The 16,800-nt window shown below is 69.6% G+C and carries 17 protein-coding genes; 8 read left to right on the top strand and 9 right to left on the bottom strand.

Translation table 11 applies throughout. The annotated features are described in order from the left end of the window. Positions 1-100 precede the first annotated feature (100 nt). The 3 genes from PMI01_RS17055 to PMI01_RS17045 form a co-directional block, all read right to left on the bottom strand. Positions 101-523: a flagellar export protein FliJ gene (locus tag PMI01_RS17055; RefSeq protein ID WP_007671616.1), complete on the bottom strand. Its 423-nt coding sequence runs from the start codon at positions 521-523 to the stop codon at positions 101-103. Then, entirely contained in the window at positions 523-1,860 is a 1,338-nt protein-coding gene (gene fliI / locus PMI01_RS17050; protein ID WP_007671611.1) for a flagellar protein export ATPase FliI, read from the bottom strand. Before fliI ends, PMI01_RS17055 begins: the two co-directional genes overlap by 1 nt. Positions 1,861-2,098: 238 nt before the next feature. Continuing rightward, positions 2,099-3,163 carry an alpha/beta hydrolase family protein gene (locus PMI01_RS17045; RefSeq protein ID WP_007671608.1) on the bottom strand — a complete coding sequence of 355 codons (1,065 nt, stop codon included), beginning with the start codon at positions 3,161-3,163 and terminating at the stop codon, positions 2,099-2,101. Positions 3,164-3,285: 122 nt separating this feature from the next. Here PMI01_RS17045 and PMI01_RS17040 point away from each other — a divergent pair, with 122 nt between their 5' ends. The 3 genes from PMI01_RS17040 (at position 3,286) to PMI01_RS17030 (ending at position 6,787) form a co-directional block, all read left to right on the top strand. After that, the gene (locus PMI01_RS17040) at positions 3,286-4,047 is read left to right on the top strand and encodes a LytTR family DNA-binding domain-containing protein (protein WP_007671606.1); all 762 of its coding nucleotides are present in this window, start codon (positions 3,286-3,288) and stop codon (positions 4,045-4,047) included. Between the two features lie 429 nt (positions 4,048-4,476). Then, positions 4,477-5,172 carry a response regulator transcription factor CtrA gene (gene ctrA / locus PMI01_RS17035; RefSeq protein WP_007671604.1) on the top strand — a complete coding sequence of 232 codons (696 nt, stop codon included), beginning with the start codon at positions 4,477-4,479 and terminating at the stop codon, positions 5,170-5,172. Positions 5,173-5,404: 232 nt separating this feature from the next. Next, positions 5,405-6,787, top strand: a complete 1,383-nt coding sequence (locus tag PMI01_RS17030; RefSeq protein ID WP_035036824.1) for a M23 family metallopeptidase — start codon at positions 5,405-5,407, stop codon at positions 6,785-6,787. Between the two features lie 3 nt (positions 6,788-6,790). Here PMI01_RS17030 and PMI01_RS17025 read toward each other — a convergent pair whose 3' ends face one another. Continuing rightward, positions 6,791-7,165, bottom strand: a complete 375-nt coding sequence (locus PMI01_RS17025; protein ID WP_007671600.1) for a hypothetical protein — start codon at positions 7,163-7,165, stop codon at positions 6,791-6,793. 172 nt (positions 7,166-7,337) lie between these two features. On the opposite strand from PMI01_RS17025, the gene PMI01_RS17020 reads away from it, so the two are divergent. Then, complete coding sequence (locus PMI01_RS17020; protein ID WP_007671598.1) at positions 7,338-8,480, top strand: acyltransferase family protein; 1,143 nt, start codon at positions 7,338-7,340, stop codon at positions 8,478-8,480. 107 nt (positions 8,481-8,587) lie between these two features. Here the strand turns inward: PMI01_RS17020 and PMI01_RS17015 are convergent, their stop codons facing one another. The 3 genes from PMI01_RS17015 to PMI01_RS17010 form a co-directional block, all read right to left on the bottom strand. Then, a complete protein-coding gene (locus PMI01_RS17015; protein WP_007671596.1) occupies positions 8,588-9,283 on the bottom strand; it encodes an HAD family hydrolase in 696 nt (231 codons plus the stop codon). A 72-nt stretch (positions 9,284-9,355) separates the two neighbouring features. Next, the gene (locus PMI01_RS28075) at positions 9,356-9,487 is read right to left on the bottom strand and encodes a hypothetical protein (protein ID WP_007671594.1); all 132 of its coding nucleotides are present in this window, start codon (positions 9,485-9,487) and stop codon (positions 9,356-9,358) included. A gap of 99 nt (positions 9,488-9,586) precedes the next feature. Beyond that, positions 9,587-9,880, bottom strand: a complete 294-nt coding sequence (locus tag PMI01_RS17010) for a DUF1272 domain-containing protein (protein WP_007671592.1) — start codon at positions 9,878-9,880, stop codon at positions 9,587-9,589. Between the two features lie 267 nt (positions 9,881-10,147). Between PMI01_RS17010 and carA the strand changes: the two genes are divergently transcribed. From carA to PMI01_RS16990, 4 genes are all read left to right on the top strand, one after another. Beyond that, entirely contained in the window at positions 10,148-11,314 is a 1,167-nt protein-coding gene (gene carA, locus PMI01_RS17005; RefSeq protein WP_007671590.1) for a glutamine-hydrolyzing carbamoyl-phosphate synthase small subunit, read from the top strand. A gap of 96 nt (positions 11,315-11,410) precedes the next feature. Then, complete coding sequence (locus PMI01_RS17000) at positions 11,411-11,911, top strand: MarR family winged helix-turn-helix transcriptional regulator (RefSeq protein ID WP_007671581.1); 501 nt, start codon at positions 11,411-11,413, stop codon at positions 11,909-11,911. After that, entirely contained in the window at positions 11,908-13,278 is a 1,371-nt protein-coding gene (locus tag PMI01_RS16995; RefSeq protein WP_007671579.1) for a S41 family peptidase, read from the top strand. Before PMI01_RS17000 ends, PMI01_RS16995 begins: the two co-directional genes overlap by 4 nt. Before the next feature lie 114 nt (positions 13,279-13,392). Further along, positions 13,393-13,788, top strand: a complete 396-nt coding sequence (locus PMI01_RS16990) for a hypothetical protein (RefSeq protein WP_007671577.1) — start codon at positions 13,393-13,395, stop codon at positions 13,786-13,788. A gap of 289 nt (positions 13,789-14,077) precedes the next feature. Here the strand turns inward: PMI01_RS16990 and PMI01_RS16985 are convergent, their stop codons facing one another. Both PMI01_RS16985 and PMI01_RS16980 read right to left on the bottom strand, forming a co-directional pair. Next, positions 14,078-15,694, bottom strand: a complete 1,617-nt coding sequence (locus PMI01_RS16985) for a carboxylesterase/lipase family protein (protein WP_007671575.1) — start codon at positions 15,692-15,694, stop codon at positions 14,078-14,080. A gap of 199 nt (positions 15,695-15,893) precedes the next feature. Beyond that, complete coding sequence (locus PMI01_RS16980) at positions 15,894-16,550, bottom strand: glutathione S-transferase family protein (RefSeq protein WP_007671573.1); 657 nt, start codon at positions 16,548-16,550, stop codon at positions 15,894-15,896. Positions 16,551-16,800: the final 250 nt, after the last annotated feature.

Here is a 16,800-nt window from a genome sequence, read left to right as displayed (position 1 = left end):
CCCCCCACGCTCGTCATCCCCCGCTTCATGCGGGGGACCCAAGCTGGGTTGGCCGACGGGGCTTGGGTCCCCCGAACAAGTCGGGGGATGACGGCTGGAGTTACCGCCCACCGGCCGCCGCCCGGCGCAGGCCCAGCTCGTCCAGGGCGGCGATCTCCAGCTTGCCGACCAGCTTGGCCCTGGCGACCTTGGCGGCCTCGGCGACGTGCTCGTACTTCTTGAGGCTCTCGAAGGCCATGGCCAGGGCGTCGCGGGCCCCGGCCTCCTCGATCAGGGTCTGGTCGATCTCCAGCAGGGCCTGGTCGCGGCGGATCTTGGAGCCCTGGCGGAAGCCGATCATGTACCAGCCGGCCTGGACGTCGCCCTGGGCCTGGAGGGCCTCGGCCTCGGCCTCGGCGTCCAGCATGGCCACCTTCATCTCGGCCGCCTGGCGGCGGTCGACGATCTCGGCCAGGCGCTTCTGCAGCGTCTCGACCTCGTGGTTCGAGATGCGGATCAGCGAGGCGGCCCAGTTGCTAGCCATCAGGCGGCGTCACTCTGCAGGATGTGGGCGAGGTAGCCGAAGCTGTCGTCGAGGCTGGTGGCCTCGTCCTTGTCCTGGCCCAGGAAGGCTTCGACGGCGGGGTTGAGGCGGATGGCGCGGTCGATGACCGGGTCGGCCCCGGCGCGGTAGGCGCCGATGCGGATCAGCTCTTCCATGTTGGCGTAGGCGGCCATGGTCTGGCGGGCCATCTTGACCACCTCGCGCTCCTCCATCGTCTGGCAGCCCGGCATGGTCCGGCTGATGGATTTGAGGACGTTGATCGCCGGGAAGCGGCCGCGCTCGGCGATGGCCCGTTCCATGACGATGTGGCCGTCCAGGATGCCGCGGGTGGCGTCGGCGATCGGCTCGTTGTGGTCGTCGCCGTCGACCAGCACGGTGAACAGGGCGGTGATCGGCCCGGCCGTGGTGCCGTCGGCGCGGATCGGGCCGGGCCCGGCCCGCTCCAGCAGCTTGGGCAGCTCGGTGAAGACGGTGGGGGTGTAGCCCTTGGTGGTCGGCGGCTCGCCGGCGGCCAGGCCGATCTCGCGCTGGGCCATGGCGAAGCGGGTCACCGAGTCCATCAGGCACAGCACCTCCTGGTCCTGGTCGCGCAGATATTCGCAGATCGCCAGGGTCATGTAGGCGGCCTGGCGGCGGGTCAGGGCCGGCTCGTCCGAGGTGGCGACCACGACGATGGCGCGCTTCAGCCCCTCCTCGCCGAGCGTTTCCTCGATGAACTCGCGAACCTCGCGGCCCCGTTCGCCGATCAGGCCGACGACCACGGCGTCGCAGGTGGCTTCCTTGGCCAGCATCGACAGCAGCACCGACTTGCCGACCCCCGAGCCGGCGAAGATGCCCAGGCGCTGGCCCCGGCAGGTGGTGGTGAAGACGTTCATCGACCGCACGCCCAGGTCCAGGCGCTCGCCCACCCGGCCACGGGCGTGGGCCGGCGGCGGCGGGGTCTTCAGCGGGTAGGGCACCTCGCCCTGCGGCAGCGGGCCCAGGCCGTCGATCGGCTCGCCGAAGGCGTTGATGATCCGGCCCAGCCAGGCCTTGGTCGGACGCACGGCGGCGCCCTCGGGCATGATGCGGATCTCGGCCCCGGGGGCGACGCCCTCGACCGGGCCGAACGGCATCAGCAGGGCGCGGGTCTCGCGGAAACCGACCACCTCGGCCGGCAGGACCGGCAGTCCCAGTCGGTCGATCTCGACGCGCGCGCCGATCGCCAGGCGGGTCAGCCCGCCGCGGGCCTCGATCAGGAGGCCGTTCACGGCGGCGACGCGACCGGAAATGGTCAGCGGGTCGATACGTTCGACGGCGGCGATCAGGCTGCGCAAGCAGAGTACCCCAGCAACTCGACGCCAAGTTTTGGGCGCTCGGCGTTAATGGGCAGTGAAGTAGACCGACATGGTTAATTGGCTGTTGAGGCTTGGGGTTAAGCCGGCGGGCTGCGTCCTTATGTCGTGGGTCTTGGCTCCCATCGTTTTGCCCGCAAACAGCCCGTCATCCGGGCACGAGGCCCGGGATGACGGTTGAGAGAGAAGCGCGAAGTGGCCAGTCGATGGCTCTTGGTTGTCAGGGCCGCGCCAGCGCCTTGGTGAAGAACCCCACCACCTTGGCGTTGAAGTCGGCATGAAACGCCGCCCGGTCGAAGCCCGGATCGCTGTTGCACAGGCTCGGGATGTTCTTTCGCGTGTAGTCGTCGCAAGGCGTCAGGAAGTCGAAGTGCCGGGCCTTGGCGACCACGTGATAGTCGGTCGTGCTGGGCAGGGCGGCGCGCACGGCGCTGGCGTGGAACGGGTCGACCAGGATCTCGTCGTCGGCCGCGCGCCACAGCTGGATCGGCAGGGTCAGGCGGCCCAGGCTTTGCGCGGTGAAGGTGTAGCCCAGGGCCGGCGCGGCCGAGACCACCGCCCTGACCCGGGCGTCATGAGTCCAGGCATGGGGCGCGCCGGGATCGGTGGCGGCGGCCGGCGGCGGCGTGCGGGCCAGGAGTTGGCAGTCGTAGTGCTGGGGATAGTCGCGGCAGTGGGCCGCGACGCGCGTCATGTCCGGCTCGCCGCCGGCCTCGACCAGCACGGTGAAGCCGCCCGACGAGAAGCCGAACGCGCCGACCCGCGCCGGGTCCAGCCGGTCGTGCTGGGCCCAGGTCCCCAGCATGTAGTCGATCAGCACATGCAGCTGGCGCGGGCGGTTGGCCATGTCGGTGGCCCGGCTCTGGTCCTTGTAGTTGTCGCCGGTGTGGGTGAGGGCGGCGACCACGAAGCCGGCCCTGGCCAGCGCGATGGCGGTGTCGTAGTGGCCGCCGAACCAGCCGCCGTTGCCGTGCGACATCACCACCAGCGGCAGGTTGGCGCCGTCCAGCGGTGCGCCGAGGGCCACCGGCAGGGCGCCCATGCCGCGGGCGGGTCCGGTGACCGGCGCGGTGGTCGGGTACCACAGGCCGACCTCGATCGGTTGGCCCTGCCCGTCGGGGACCTGGATCACCTGGAAGCCGACATTGGTCTGGGCGGGGGTCTGGGCGGAGACCTGGGCGGGAGCCTGGACGGGCTGGGCCCTGGCCGCAGGGTCGCCCAGGGGCAGCAGCAGGGCCAGGACCGACCACAGGGCGGTGGGAGCAAGGAAGGCGACGAGCCGCATCGCGGTCTCCTGTTGTGACGACAAGCTTCAGGGCTTGGGGCGCCAGGTCGGGGCTCGCCAGCGTCGCTGCGCGAACGGGCGAACGGGTTCGCGAACCGGCCAACCGCCGTTATAGGAACGGCATGACCGCAAAGCCGCCGCTTCTGGGAACCGCTCGCGAATGGGCCGTCGATCTGGGCGTCGCCACGGCGGTGGGGGTGTTCTTTGGCCTGGTCGGGCCCTTTGGCAGCTATTTCAACGGCACGCCGGCCTCGCGAGTCCTGCACTTCGTGGTCTGTTTCTGGGTCGGTTGCCTGATCTTCGGGACCCTGATCCGCCTGTCCCTGGCCGGGGCGCGGCGCGTCAACGCGCCTGTCTGGCCGGCCCTGGCCGTCGCGGTGCTGGCGGGGGGTGGGCTGCTGTCGGTGTTCGTCGGCTGGCTGGGCACCCTGCTGTGGCCGGATCTCAAGCGGGTGTTGACGCCGGCGGACTGGTACAGCCAGTCGCTGGTGCTGTCCGCGCCGGTCCTGGCCTTCATGGTCGTCCGCCGGGTGTTGCGCAAACCCGTCCCGCCGCCGCCCGCTCCGGTGGAGATCGGCGCCGCGCCCGTCGACCAGGCGTCCGACGTGCTCTGTCTGCGCATGGAGGACCATTATGTGCGGGTCCACACCGCGACCGGCTCGCGGCTGGTGGCCGGTCCGTTCGAGCGGGTGATCGCCGGCCTGGGCGACCTGGAGGGCATGCGGGTGCACCGCTCGTGGTGGGTGGCCCGGGCGGCGGTGGCCGGGGTGGTCGTCGACGGCCGCAACCTGCGCCTGGCGCTGCGCGGCGACCTGTCGGCCCCGGTGTCGCGCGCCTCGGTGGCGCGGCTGCGGGAGGCCGGCTGGCTGGCGGCCGGGGACTAGTCCGCAAATCCGCCGCGACCGGACGTCGCGCCGTCTCGACGGTCCCGGCCCGGACCGCGCCCCGGCGCAGGCGAAGAGGCCGCAAACCGCTCGCGACAGAACGCCGCAATCTCGCCTTACAGATGAACGCTGCGGCCGCGGCGATCGCCTTCAGCGCGTTAACACATCCCTTTACAGGTCCCGGTTTTAACCCATTCGGGCCCAAAGGAATCGTCTTGACGAACCATCCACAGGGCCCTGCGACCAATGTGACCAACGAGTCGTTGAGCGCTTGCACCCGATTCGCAAATCAGATTAACCATTTCCTCAGCGAGATCATTCACCATTAACCTGTCTTAAATTAACTGTCCGGCAGAGTGCAGGACGGGTTTCACCGGCGGTATTCCGCCTAGCTGTCGAATAATGCCGCCTAAGGGCGGGGAGGGCTGCATGCGCGTACTGTTGATCGAGGATGACAGCGCCACCGCGCAGACCATCGAGCTGATGCTGAAGTCTGAAGGCTTCAACGTCTACACGACGGATCTCGGCGAAGAGGGCGTGGATCTGGGCAAGATCTATGACTACGACCTGATCCTGCTCGACCTGAATCTCCCTGACATGAGCGGCATCGACGTTCTGCGCACCCTGCGGGTGGGCAAGGTCAATACGCCGATCATGATCCTGTCGGGCTCGTCGGAAATCGACACGAAGGTCAAGACCTTCTCGGGCGGCGCCGACGACTACATGACCAAGCCGTTCCACAAGGACGAGATGATCGCCCGCATCCACGCGGTGGTCCGTCGTTCGAAGGGCCACGCCCAGTCGGTGATCAAGACCGGCGACATCGTGGTCAACCTGGACGCCAAGACGGTGGAAGTGAACGGCAACCGCGTTCACCTGACCGGCAAGGAATACCAGATGCTGGAGCTGCTCTCCCTGCGCAAGGGCACGACCCTGACCAAGGAGATGTTCCTCAACCACCTGTACGGCGGCATGGACGAGCCGGAACTGAAGATCATCGACGTCTTCATCTGCAAGCTGCGCAAGAAGCTGGCGGCCTCGGCCCAGGGCAAGCACCACATCGAAACCGTCTGGGGCCGCGGCTACGTGCTGCGCGACCCGAACGAGCAGGTCGCCGCGGCGTAGCCGCCGACGCGCCAGACCTCCGAGAGTTGAGCGCCCGCCTCCCCCTGGAGGCGGGCGTTTTTCTTTGTCAGGACAACGGATTAACCATGTCCGTGACAAATCGACCGAAGCACCGAATAGTCCTTGCCCTGAGGTGGAGTCATCCGCCATTTTCCGGCGCGAGATTTGCTGGGGGGCATCCCAGCCCGTGTCATTCTGAACGCACGCGGCATCGCTACCGAACGGGGGCTTGATGCAGGAATTCGATCCGAGACGGCCGACCTTGCGCCTTGCGCCGCGCATCTTCACGGCCGTCGCCGGTCTGGCCGCCCTGGGCCTGGGTTGGAAGCTGACGGCTCCCGACACGCCGGTCCCGGTGGTCCGCGCGCCGCTGGACGCCGTGGCCATGGCCGCCCTGCAACATGCCGCCTTCGCCGGGGCCGAGGCCCAGCCGGGCTTCGACCGGCCGCAATCGATCCCCGTCAAGGTGCGCCCGGGCGAGACCCTGGAAAGCGCCGTGCTGCGGGCCGGCGTCGCCCCCAACGACGCCCGCCAGGTGGTGGCCACGCTGCAGGGCGCCATCGACACCGTCAACATCAAGGCCGGCATGGCCTTCGAGGCCGCCGTCGCCGAGCGCCGCGCCGGCCGGGGCGGCCCCGCCCGGCTGATCGGCCTGTCGATGCGCACCGGCCCGTCCTCGACCCTGACCGTCTCGCGCACCTTCGACGGCGCGATGAAGCTGCGCGAACTCGAGGAAAAGGTCACCGACGAGACCAAGGTGGCCTGCGGCGAGATGAACGGCTCGTTCTACGAGAGCGTGGCCAATGTCGGCGGCACCCCGGCGGTGATCAGCCAGGCGGCCCAGCTGTTCTCGCACAAGATCGACTTCTCGCGCGATATCCACGAGGGCGACCGGTTCTGCCTGGTGTTCGACCGCAAGGTCACCGAGAGCGGCCGCACGGTCGAGGTCGGCGACCTGGAATATGCCGAGGTCAAGGGCCAGAAGTTCTACGCCTTCGACCGCGACGGTCCGGACGGCAAGCCGCAGTTCTTCGACGAGCTGGGCAAGAACATCAAGGGCTTCCTGCTGCGCACGCCGGTCGACGGGGCCCGCATCACCTCGACCTTCGGCATGCGCAAGCACCCGGTGCTGGGCTATACCCGCGGCCACAAGGGCGTCGATTTCGGGGCCGGCACCGGCACCCCGATCCTGGCGGCCGGCGACGGCGTGGTGCTGGAGGCCCGCCGCTGGAGCGGCTACGGCAACTGGCTGCGCATCCGCCATTCGGGCCAGTGGGACACCGGCTACGGCCACATCTCGCGCTACGCCAAGGGCATCCGCCCCGGCGTCCACGTGCGCCAGGGCCAGGTGGTGGCCTATGTCGGCTCCACCGGCCTGGCGACCGGCCCGCACCTGCACTACGAGGTCTGGCTCAACGGCCAGCGCATCAATCCGATCGGCGCCAAGGTGCCCCAGGGCACGATCCTGGCCGGCGGCGAGCTCTCCCGCTTCAAGGCCCAGCGGGCGCATATCGACACCCTGCTGGCCCAGGCCGGCGGCGAGGCGGACGATCCCTCGGCCCCGAAGGTGGCGCTGGCCAGCCTGGACCGGAGCAAGGGGCCGCAGCTGCGGTAGCGGCTACTGGAGCGCTTTGGTCCAGAAGCCTTCCGACCCTTGGTAGTAGAGCAGCAGGTCGATTTGTGGCCTGCCGCCCTCTACCGCCAACTCGTGGCGATACTCCAAACCGTCGGGGTCGCGCGCCCGCACGCGGTAGAAGCGACCGTTCCCTGGGCGGCCGTAGATGTTCGCGCCAATGCGGCTTTGCGGAATGTCGGACCAGATCCGTTTCTTCACGACGAAGAGCGTCTGGTCCCGATAGCCGAGAAACCGGACGATCTCGGCCATGTCGTCCTTAGGGACCGGCGTAAGCGCCTGATGGATCGGCGTGCCCAGGGTGATTCCGAGGAAGGCGATCGCCAGGAGCGCCGCCCATAGGATGTATCCGATGGTCATGTCTCGATATGGCGCCGCTCCGCCGCCCAAGCCAAGACTTGATCATCGCCATCCTCTCCTGCGTCATCCCCCGCTTTATGCGGGGGACCCAAGCGGGTTTGGCCGATGAGGCTAGGGTCCCCCGAACAAGTCGGGGATGACGACGGTTTGTGCATGGGGATGAAGAAGGTCGGTGGGCGAGCTTGACCACCGCGCCAACCCGCCGCATCCCTGGCGTGTGAAAATCTTCCCCGCCCTGAAACCCGACTCCGAGGACATGCTGCACCTCGACGCCCTGCGCATCGTCGGGGCGCTGATGATCGTGGTCTTCCACTTCAACCGCTTCATCAACCTGGATGGGCGCTGGCAGCTGGCCGACGACATGGTCAAGGGCTTCAGCCTGATCGTCGACCTGTTCTTCCTGATCTCCGGCTACGTGATGGCGGCGATCTATGCCGGCCGGCTGGACAGCTGGAGCAAGTACGGGACCTTCCTGAAGAAGCGGGTGGCGCGGCTGGGGCCGCTGCACTGGGCGACGATGCTGGTGTTCATCGCGGTCTGGGCCGCCGGCCAGGCCGGCTGGATCGCCGACCGCGACCCCAAGCGCTACGACCTGGCCTGCATCGTCCCCAACATCGTCTTCGTCCACGCCTGGCACGTCTGCCACGCCCAGACCTGGAACTTCGCCAGCTGGGCGATCAGCGCCGAGATGGGGATGTACCTGGCCCTGCCGCTGCTGTTCTGGATCACCGCGCGAGGGCGGATCCTGACCGCCGTGGCGGCGTTCGGCAGCCTGGCGGTCCTGCTGCTCAATCCCGACGGCGACATGCCTTTCCACCAGTGGACCTGGAACTTCGGGGTGCTGCGGGCCGTGCCGGGCTTCCTGATCGGCATGCTGGCGTTCCAGCTGCGGCCGTGGCTGGCCAGGCTGCCCGGCGCGCGGTTCTGGATGTGGGGGCTGCTGGCGCTGTTCCTGGCCCTGTCGACGATCCGCCTGGACCGCACCCTGCTGCTGCTGGTGATCTACGCCCTGGGCGTGGCGGGCGTCGCCGCCGACGCCGCCGGGACGCAGGGCGGGGTCAGCCGCCGCCTGGCGCCCTGGGCCCAGCTGAGCTTCAGCCTGTACCTGCTGCACCCGATCGCCCTGAAGATGGGCCTGGCCTGGGTGGGGCTGGGACTGTGGAGCCTGAACGGCGACGCCATGCGGGCCTGGGTGCTGTTCTGGGTCCTGGCCCTGATCCCGATCGCCTACCTGTCGCTGGTGCTGTTCGAGCGGCCGGCGCGGGACTGGATCGGCGGGTTGGGGAGCAAGCCGAAGGCGGCCGCCGCAAAATAGATCGTCATCCCCCGACTTGTTCGGGGGACCCAAGCCGCGCTGACCGAGGTCGCCCCGATAGCCCGCTTGGGTCCCCCGCATAAAGCGGGGGATGACGACCGTGGGGGCTAGGGGAGGGTGTCCACCCACCCCGGCAGCTCGCCGATCGACCCCAGCTCCACATACCGCCCATGCTCCTTCGGGGCCGTCGCCGCCTCGTGGGCCCAGACCAGCGGGTAGGGGATCAGCGCGGCCCAGGCGCCGGCCTCCAGGGCCGGGAGGATGTCGGACTTCACCGAATTGCCGGCCATCACCGCCTGCTCCGGGCCGGTGCCATGGCGGGCGAACACCCGGCGGTAGGTGTCGGCGTCCTTCTCCGAGACGATCTCGACGGCGGCGAACAGGTCGCCCAGGCCCGAGGCCGCCAGCTTCTGTTCCTGGTGCAGCAGGTCGCCCTTGGTGACCAGCACCAGGCGGTAGCGCTCCGACAGCTGGGCCAGGGCCTTCTCGACGCCGGGCAGCGGCTCGACCGGCTCGCTGAGCATCTCGCGGCCGGCGGCCAGGATCTGGCGGATCACGCCGGTGCTGACCTGGCTGTCGGTCAGGTCCATCGCCGTCTCGATCATCGACAGGGTGAAGCCCTTGGCCCCGTAGCCGTAGAGCCGCAGGTTACGCTTCTCGGTCTCGGCCAGCTGGGCGTCGATGGCCGCCTCGTCGCCATAGGGGGCCAGCAGCTCGACGAACCGCTGGTGGGTCAGGCGGAACAGGGTCTCGTTGTGCCAGAGGGTGTCGTCGGCGTCGACGCCGACGGTGGTGACGGGCATGGCGGGCTCTCCGGATCGGAGCCGGGTGATACGACGCGGGGCGGGGGGCGAAAAGAGGGGGAGAAGCGCGAGCTACAAGCTCTGCGCCAGGAAGATCACCGCGCTCACCGGGACGGCGGCCACCAGCAGCACGCGCAGGGTCGTCTCGGCCAGGCCGAGCCAGGTGAAGCCGGAGGCGATGCGGGGCGCGTCGAGGGGGCTCATGGGCCAAACTCCTTTGAAGCTCGACCATGAGCTTCAAGGGGTTAACGCGTCGGGGCCCTGGCCCCGCGACAAGTTGTTCCAGCCGTGGCGCGAAGGCGACTAGGCCCAGGACGGCGGCGGGGTCTGTTGCGGTTGCGGCGGCGGTCGCAGGCTGGCGCAGGCCGGGTGGGCCTTGTAGACGCGCTTCAGCGAGGCCGGGAAGCGGTGCAGGGCCGCGGCCGGGCGGATCGGCCGGGCCGACAGGTCGCCGCCGCAGTTGGGGCAGACGCCGGAGAATCGGGTCTCCACGCAGTCGGCGCAGAAGGTGCATTCGAAGGTGCAGATCCGGGCCTGGTCGCTGTCGGGCGGCAGGTCGCGGTCGCAGCATTCGCAATTGGGGCGCAGTTCGAGCATGGGCCGTCCTCCCGTGTTCTTCGTGCCGTCTTCTGGATTAACCGGGCCACCATAAGGGCCGGCGGCCTCTCGGCGCGAGGGGGCAAGTTCGGCGATCACGGGAATGTGGCGACAGGCCCGCCCCGCCGTGATCGAAGGGGTTGACCCCCCCGCCATAGCCCCCTAGACACGCCGCCGTTTGCGCGGCGGGCGGGGGTTATCTCCGGCCCGCCTTTTTGCGACAATGACCGGCCTATTCTGGCCCCGCGTTTAGGAGGCGCTTCCGAGATGTCCCAAGACCTTCTCCCCGGCGTCACCGGCGTTCTGGCCCTGGCCGACGGCACGATCCTGCAAGGTGTCGGCTGCGGCGCGGTCGGCGACGCGGTCGGCGAGGTGTGCTTCAACACCGCCATGACCGGCTACCAGGAGATCCTCACCGATCCCTCCTACATGGCCCAGGTCGTCGCCTTCACCTTCCCGCACGTCGGCAATGTCGGGACCAATGTCGAGGACCTGGAACAGATGGCCGGCGGGGCCGAGACGGCCGCCCGCGGGGCGATCTTCCGCGAGGTCCCGACCGCCCAGGCCAACTGGCGGGCCGACAGCGACTTCGACGGCTGGATGAAGCGCCGCAACGTCATCGGCCTGGCCGGCGTCGACACCCGCGCCCTGACCCGCAAGATCCGCGAGACCGGCATGCCGCACGGCGTCATCGCCCACTCGCCGACCGGGGAGTTCGACCTCGACGCCCTGGTCGCCAAGGCCAAGGCGTGGTCGGGCCTGGAAGGCCTGGACCTGGCCAAGGACGCCTCCACCACCCAGACCTTCACCTGGGACGAGGGCCTGTGGTCGTGGCCGGAAGGCTACGCCAGGCTGGACAAGCCCAAGTACGAGGTCGTGGTCCTCGACTACGGCGTCAAGCGCAACATCCTGCGGGCCCTGGCCCATGTCGGGGCCCGCGCCACGGTGGTGCCGGCCGACACCTCGGCCGAGGCCATCCTGGCCCGCAACCCCGACGGCGTGCTGCTGTCCAACGGCCCGGGCGACCCGGCCGCCACGGGCGCCTATGCGGTTCCCGTCATTCAGACGCTGGTGGCCAGCGGCAAGCCGGTGTTCGGCATCTGCCTGGGGCACCAGATGCTGGCCCTGGCGGTGGGCGCCAAGACCGTGAAGATGGAACAGGGACACCATGGGGCCAACCACCCCGTGAAGGACCTGACGACCGGCAAGGTCGAGATCGTCTCGATGAACCACGGCTTCACGGTGGACAGCGCGTCCTTGCCCGAAGCGGTGACCGAGACCCACGTCTCGCTGTTCGACGGCACCAACGCCGGCATCGCGGTGACCGGCAAGCCGGTGTTCAGTGTCCAGCACCACCCGGAAGCCTCGCCCGGCCCGACCGACAGCCTCTATCTGTTCGAGCGGTTCGCCGGCCTGATGGATGCGGCGAAGTAGGCTTCGACCCCGGCTCGAGCTGACCCAGCGCTCGCGGCGGACCGTCGCGAGCGCTGTTCGTTGACTCGATATAACAGTGCTTATACATATTCGCGCATGACGCCGCCCACGCCCACCCTCGGCACGCTCCTGCGCCACCTGATCGAGCTGCTCGACGGCGCGGTGGAGCAGACCTATCGCGCCTCGGGCCTCGACTACCGGCCGCGCTACACGCCGGTGGTCAAGGCGCTGATGGCCCTGGGGCCGGTCTCGATCCGGGTCATCTCGCGCCAGGCCGGCATCAGCCATTCGGCCGCCAGCCAGACCGTCTCGCAGATGGCCAAGGCGGAGCTGGTGTTCCTGTCGCCGGGCGAGGACGGGCGCGAGCGCATCGTCGCCCTGACCCCCCGCGCCCAGGCCATGCTGCCCGCCGTGACCCGGCAGTGGCGGGCGGTGAACGCCGCCGCCGCCGGCCTCGACGCCGAGCTTTCCGCGCCGCTCTCGGCCCTGCTGGTCGAGACGATCGCCGCGCTCGAACGCCAGGCCTTCGGCGACCGCATCGCCCAGGCCGCCGGCCGGCTTTCCGACGATCCGCAGTCCCCCCTGGAGGCTCCATGAATCCGCGTCTTCTTCTCCTGGCCTCGGCCGCCCTGGCCCTGACCGCGCCGGCCGCGCCCGCCCTGGCCCGGCAGGGGGCGACCGCCGCGGAACAGGCGGCGCCCAACGCGCTGTCCAGGGCCGACCGCGACGCGGCCCTGGCGGCGATCGCGGCCGCGGTGCGGGCGTCCTACGTCTTTCCGGAAAAGGACGCGGCGATCGTCGCGCGGCTGGACAAGGCGCGCCAGGACGGCCGCTACGACACCGGGGACGCGGGGGTCTTCGCCGAACGGGTCACCGAGGACCTGCGGGCCGCCAGCGGCGATCGCCACATGTACATGCTCTACAACCCGGCCCAGTACGCGGCGGCGACCAGCGGCGGCCCGGCAGGCGGCGCCGCGATGAGCGAGAGCGCGGCGGCCGCCTTCGAGCGTCGCGCCGCCGTCCGGGACCACCATGGGCTGGTCGCGCAGGAGATCCTGCCCGGCAACATCCGCTACCTGAAGATCGCCGGCTTCGAATGGATCCAGGACGAGACCGGAGCGGTCTATGACAGCGCCCTGCGCTTCCTGAAGGACGGCGACGCGGTGATCATCGATGTGCGCGGCAATCCCGGCGGCACCCACCAGGCGGTGCGCTACCTGGTCAGCCACTTCATGGACCCGGACGTCCTGGAACTGACCTTCCTGGAGGGCGGCCAGGCCCCCAAGCAGTCGTGGACCCTGGACCACCTGCCGGCCGGCCGGCTGAAGGGCAAGCCGCTGTATGTGCTGATCGACGGCAATACGGGCTCGGCCGCCGAGGCCTTCGCCTACGACGTCCAGCAGTTCAAGCTGGGCGAACTGATCGGCGCCAAGACGGCGGGCGCGGCCAACAACAACAAGTTCGTGCCCGTCGCGCCGGGCTTCATGCTCAGCGTGTCCTTCGGCCGTCCCGTCCACGCGGTCAGCCAGGCCAACTGGGACGGAACCGGCGTCGCGCCGACGATCGAAGTCCCGTCCGCCCGGGCCCTGGAGGCCGCCCAGTCCCTGGCCCTGACGCGCCTGGCGGCGGCGCCCGGCGCGTCGCCGGAAGCGCTGGCCGAGTACGCCTGGGCCCGCGTCACCGTCGAGGCGGCGTCGAAGCCGGTCTCGATCCCGCCGGCCCGGCTGAAGGCCTGGGCGGGACCCTATGGCGAGGTCACGATCAGCCTGCGCGACGGCAAGCTGTGGATGGCGCGGGCCGAACGGCCGCTGCGCGGCCTGACGCCCCTGACCACCGACGGCCTGTTCGCGGTCGACGGCTCGGACAGGCTGCGCGCCCGCTTCACCGACACCGGGATGGAAACCCTGTGGCGGGGCGATCCCGACGTCCGGGTCTATCCGCGGGGCGCGGCGGCGAAGCGCTAGGCTTCACAAAACGACGACCAGACTGTCATGGGGCTATCACGCTCCCCGTCGGGGCGCGTGATAGCCTTTTGGCGTTCGCGTGATCCGGTTTCCCCTCTGCAAGCGAGGAATCCCATGACCTCCCCCGTGACGCCCTATGAACGCATCGGCGGCGAAGCCGTCGCCCAGGCCGCCCTCGACGACTTCTTTCAGCGCGCCCAGCAGGACGACCTGCTGGCCCACCTGATCGGCGCCGTGATCACCCCCGGAGCGCGCGCCTTCGTGGCCGCCGCCCTCGACCTCGACAACCACGACGAGGCCGTGCTGTCGCCGGCCCTGGCCTGGCTGGCCGAGGAAGGGCTCGAGGACGACGACCTGGACCACATGGTCGGCCACCTGGTGCTGGCGCTCGAGGCGCGCGGCCTCGACGACGCCCTGGTCGCCGAGATCGCCGACCACGCCGAAGCCCTGCGCGACGCGGCGCTGGGGGTGTGGCCGGAAGACGAGGACGAAGACGAGGTCGCGGCCTAGACGCCCTCTCCCATAGGGAGAGGGAGGGGCCCAAGCGTAGCTTGGGAGGGTGAGGGGTTAAGACGCTCGACGGCGTGCCGCCCCCGCGATCGTCATCCCCCGCTTTATGCGGGGGACCCAAGCTGATTTTCAGAACGAGACCTGGCCAGCGCGGCTTGGGTCCCCCCGAACAAGTCGGGGGATGACGGTGTTTGGTGTTGCGAGAAATCGGTGAGGGCGTGACCCCTCCCCCTCCCACCGCTACGCGGCGGGCCCCTCCCTCTCCCCTCCGGGAGAGGGTCGCTGACGCCTAAGTCCCGAACTGCGTGAACGGGACCTTGTTGAACAGCTCGCGCTCGGCCCCGCGCGGGTCGTCCTCCATCCGTGAGGTGTTGTCGAACACCATCGTCTGGCGCCGGGGCAGGCCGTAGGGCTCCCACCTCGGCAGCGCCGGCGTATTCGGGTTTCCCGTCCGGGCGAAGGCGATGAAGGCGTCGGCCAGCCGTTCGTGCATCGCCACCGCCTCCGGTCCCGAGCCGGTGATCACCCCCGGCGCGTCGAAATTGCCGAACACCAGCTGCATGTCCAGCGTATGGGGCGCCCCCCAGATCCCGCCGTCCTTGGGCGCGCGCCAGTCCAGCTGGTAGGCGAAGGCCGGGGCCCCGGCCTGGGCCCGCTCCTCGTCCTGGATGATCGCCGCCTTCCACGAGCGGCCGGCCGTCGAGGCGGCGAAATAGACGTCGGCCGGGGTGTAGGCCGGATAGATCCGGCGATAGGCCGCCACCACGGTGGCCGGGTCGATGTCGACGCGGGCGTTGAACTGGGCCGGCAGCTTCTCGACCACCTGCTCCCAGGTCAGGTCCATCAGGCTCTTGTCGTAGCCGACGAAGCCGCGCGTCTCGTCATGGGTGTTGCCGCACATCATCGGCACGTCCAGGCTCTGCGGCGCGGCGTCGGGGAAGAACGGGTGGCGGGTCAGCGACCGCTCGTCCAGCACCGGGCCCATATAGACCCCGCCCGCGCCGGCGATCGGGTCGACGGCCTTCAGCCCGGCCAGGAACGGCTCGGCGGGCAAGGCGCGCAGGGCGGCCAGGTCCTTGATCCCCAGCTTGTCGACGAAGCCCCTGGCGCGCCTGGTGGCGTTGAACGGGCCGGCGGCGGTGACCTGCTGGCCGCTCATGGTGGCGGCGCGGTGGAACAGGCCCTTGGCGGCCGGCATGGCCATCAGGGTGGCGATCTTGGCCCCGCCGCCCGATTGGCCGAACAGCATGACGTTGCCGGGATCGCCGCCGAACGCGGCGATGTTGTCGCGCACCCATTTCAGGGCCAGCACCAGGTCCAGCTGGCCAACATTGCCGCTGTCGGCGACGCTGGGGTCGTCGAATAATCGGGAGAGATAGAGGTAGCCGAAGGCGTTGAGCCGGTGGTTGACCGTCACCACCACCACGTCGCCGCGTTTGGCCAGCTTGGTCCCGTCGTACCAGGGGCTGGTCCCCGAGCCGGTGTTGTAGGCGCCGCCGTGGATGTAGAACATCACCGGCCGCTTCCGGCCGTCAGCCTTCCTGTCGCCCCCTTTGTTGTCGAGGGGCGCCGGAGTCCAGATGTTGAGGAACAGGCAGTCCTCGCTCAGGGTCTCGCCGCTTTCGCCCTTGCCCTGCGGGCAGGCCGCGCCATAGGCCAGGGCGTCCTGGACGCCGGTCCACGGCTGGGGCGGCTGGGGTGGCATGAACCGCAGCGGCCCGGTGTCGGCCCCGTAGCGCAGGCCCTTGAAGACGCTGACGCCGCCCGTGCCGGCGCCGCGCACCTTGCCCGCCGTGGTGGTCACCACAGGACCGGGCCTGGCGGCCAGGGCGGGCGTCGAGGCCAGCGCCAGGGCCGCGCCCGCGCCGACGATCAGGCCGCGTCGGCCGACATTGGAATGGTCCATGAGTTTCCTCCGGCGCGGTTGGGCTCGCGCTCGGCGAAATCGCTACCACGGATCATGACACCGGTAACATCCACTTTTTGCGCACCAAAACCCTCTCCCATGGGGAGAGGGAGGGGGGCAAGCGAAGCTTGGGAGGGTGAGGGGGTAAGGCGTTGGACGGTGCGCCGGCAAGGCGAGAGCGCTCGCCCGGAGCGGACCTCTATCGGCCGGGCGTCGAACCGCCGGTGAAAACCGCCAACTGATCCTCGAAGGCGCGCTGGTAGGCGGGCCGTGCTTCGCCGCGGGCGATGTAGGCGCAGAGGTTCGGATAGTCCTCCAGCATGCCCGATCCGTTCAACCGGCGCAGCACGGTCACCATCAGCAGGTCGCCGGCGCTGAAGGCGCCGTCGAGCCAGTCGGCGTCGCCAAGCCGATTGGCAAGCTCGTCCAGCCGCCCACGGACGCGCTCGTCGAGCATCGGCAGGCGCTGCTCGTACCAGGCCTTGTCGCGCTCCGCGATCGTGGCCATGGCGCGCTCGAAGATCGGTGGCTCCACCGTGCCGAGCGCGGCGAACATCCAGCTGATCGCGCGCGCCCGGGCGTTCGCATCGTCCGGCAGCAGGCCCGCATGACGCTCGGCGATGTGGAGGACGATCGCCCCCGACTCGAACAGGACCAGATCGCCTTCCTCATAGGTCGGAATCTGCCCGAAGGGATGAAGCGCGCGATGGGCGGGCTCCTTCATCGCGGCGAACGAGAGAAGGCGGACATCGTAAGGCTGGCCCACCTCTTCGAGCGCCCAGCGCACGCGCATGTCGCGGGCCAGTCCCCGGCCGCGATCCGGGGAGCGTTCAAAGGCGGTGATGGTGATGGTCATGGGCTGGCTCCGGATGGATGACGGCACGACGCCTCGGCGGAGCGGCGCGACCGCCCGGCCTTCGATGCAAGAACGAATGGCCGAGCCGGGTTCCGACAAGATCATCCCGGAAAATTCGCCAATGCGCGGCCGTCGACTGCGGCCATCCAGAACTATCCCGTCCCTCCCCCTTGAGGGGAGGGTGGCCCGCGTAGCGGGTCGGGTGGGGGATCGGTGCAGAGAGCTTGGTGCGGCGGTGAAGCCCCACCCA

This window comes from Caulobacter sp. AP07 (assembly GCF_000281955.1).
Classification (GTDB): domain Bacteria; phylum Pseudomonadota; class Alphaproteobacteria; order Caulobacterales; family Caulobacteraceae; genus Caulobacter.
The sequence above is the reverse complement of the archived record's forward strand: the minus strand, read 5'-3'. Positions and strand labels throughout refer to the sequence as shown.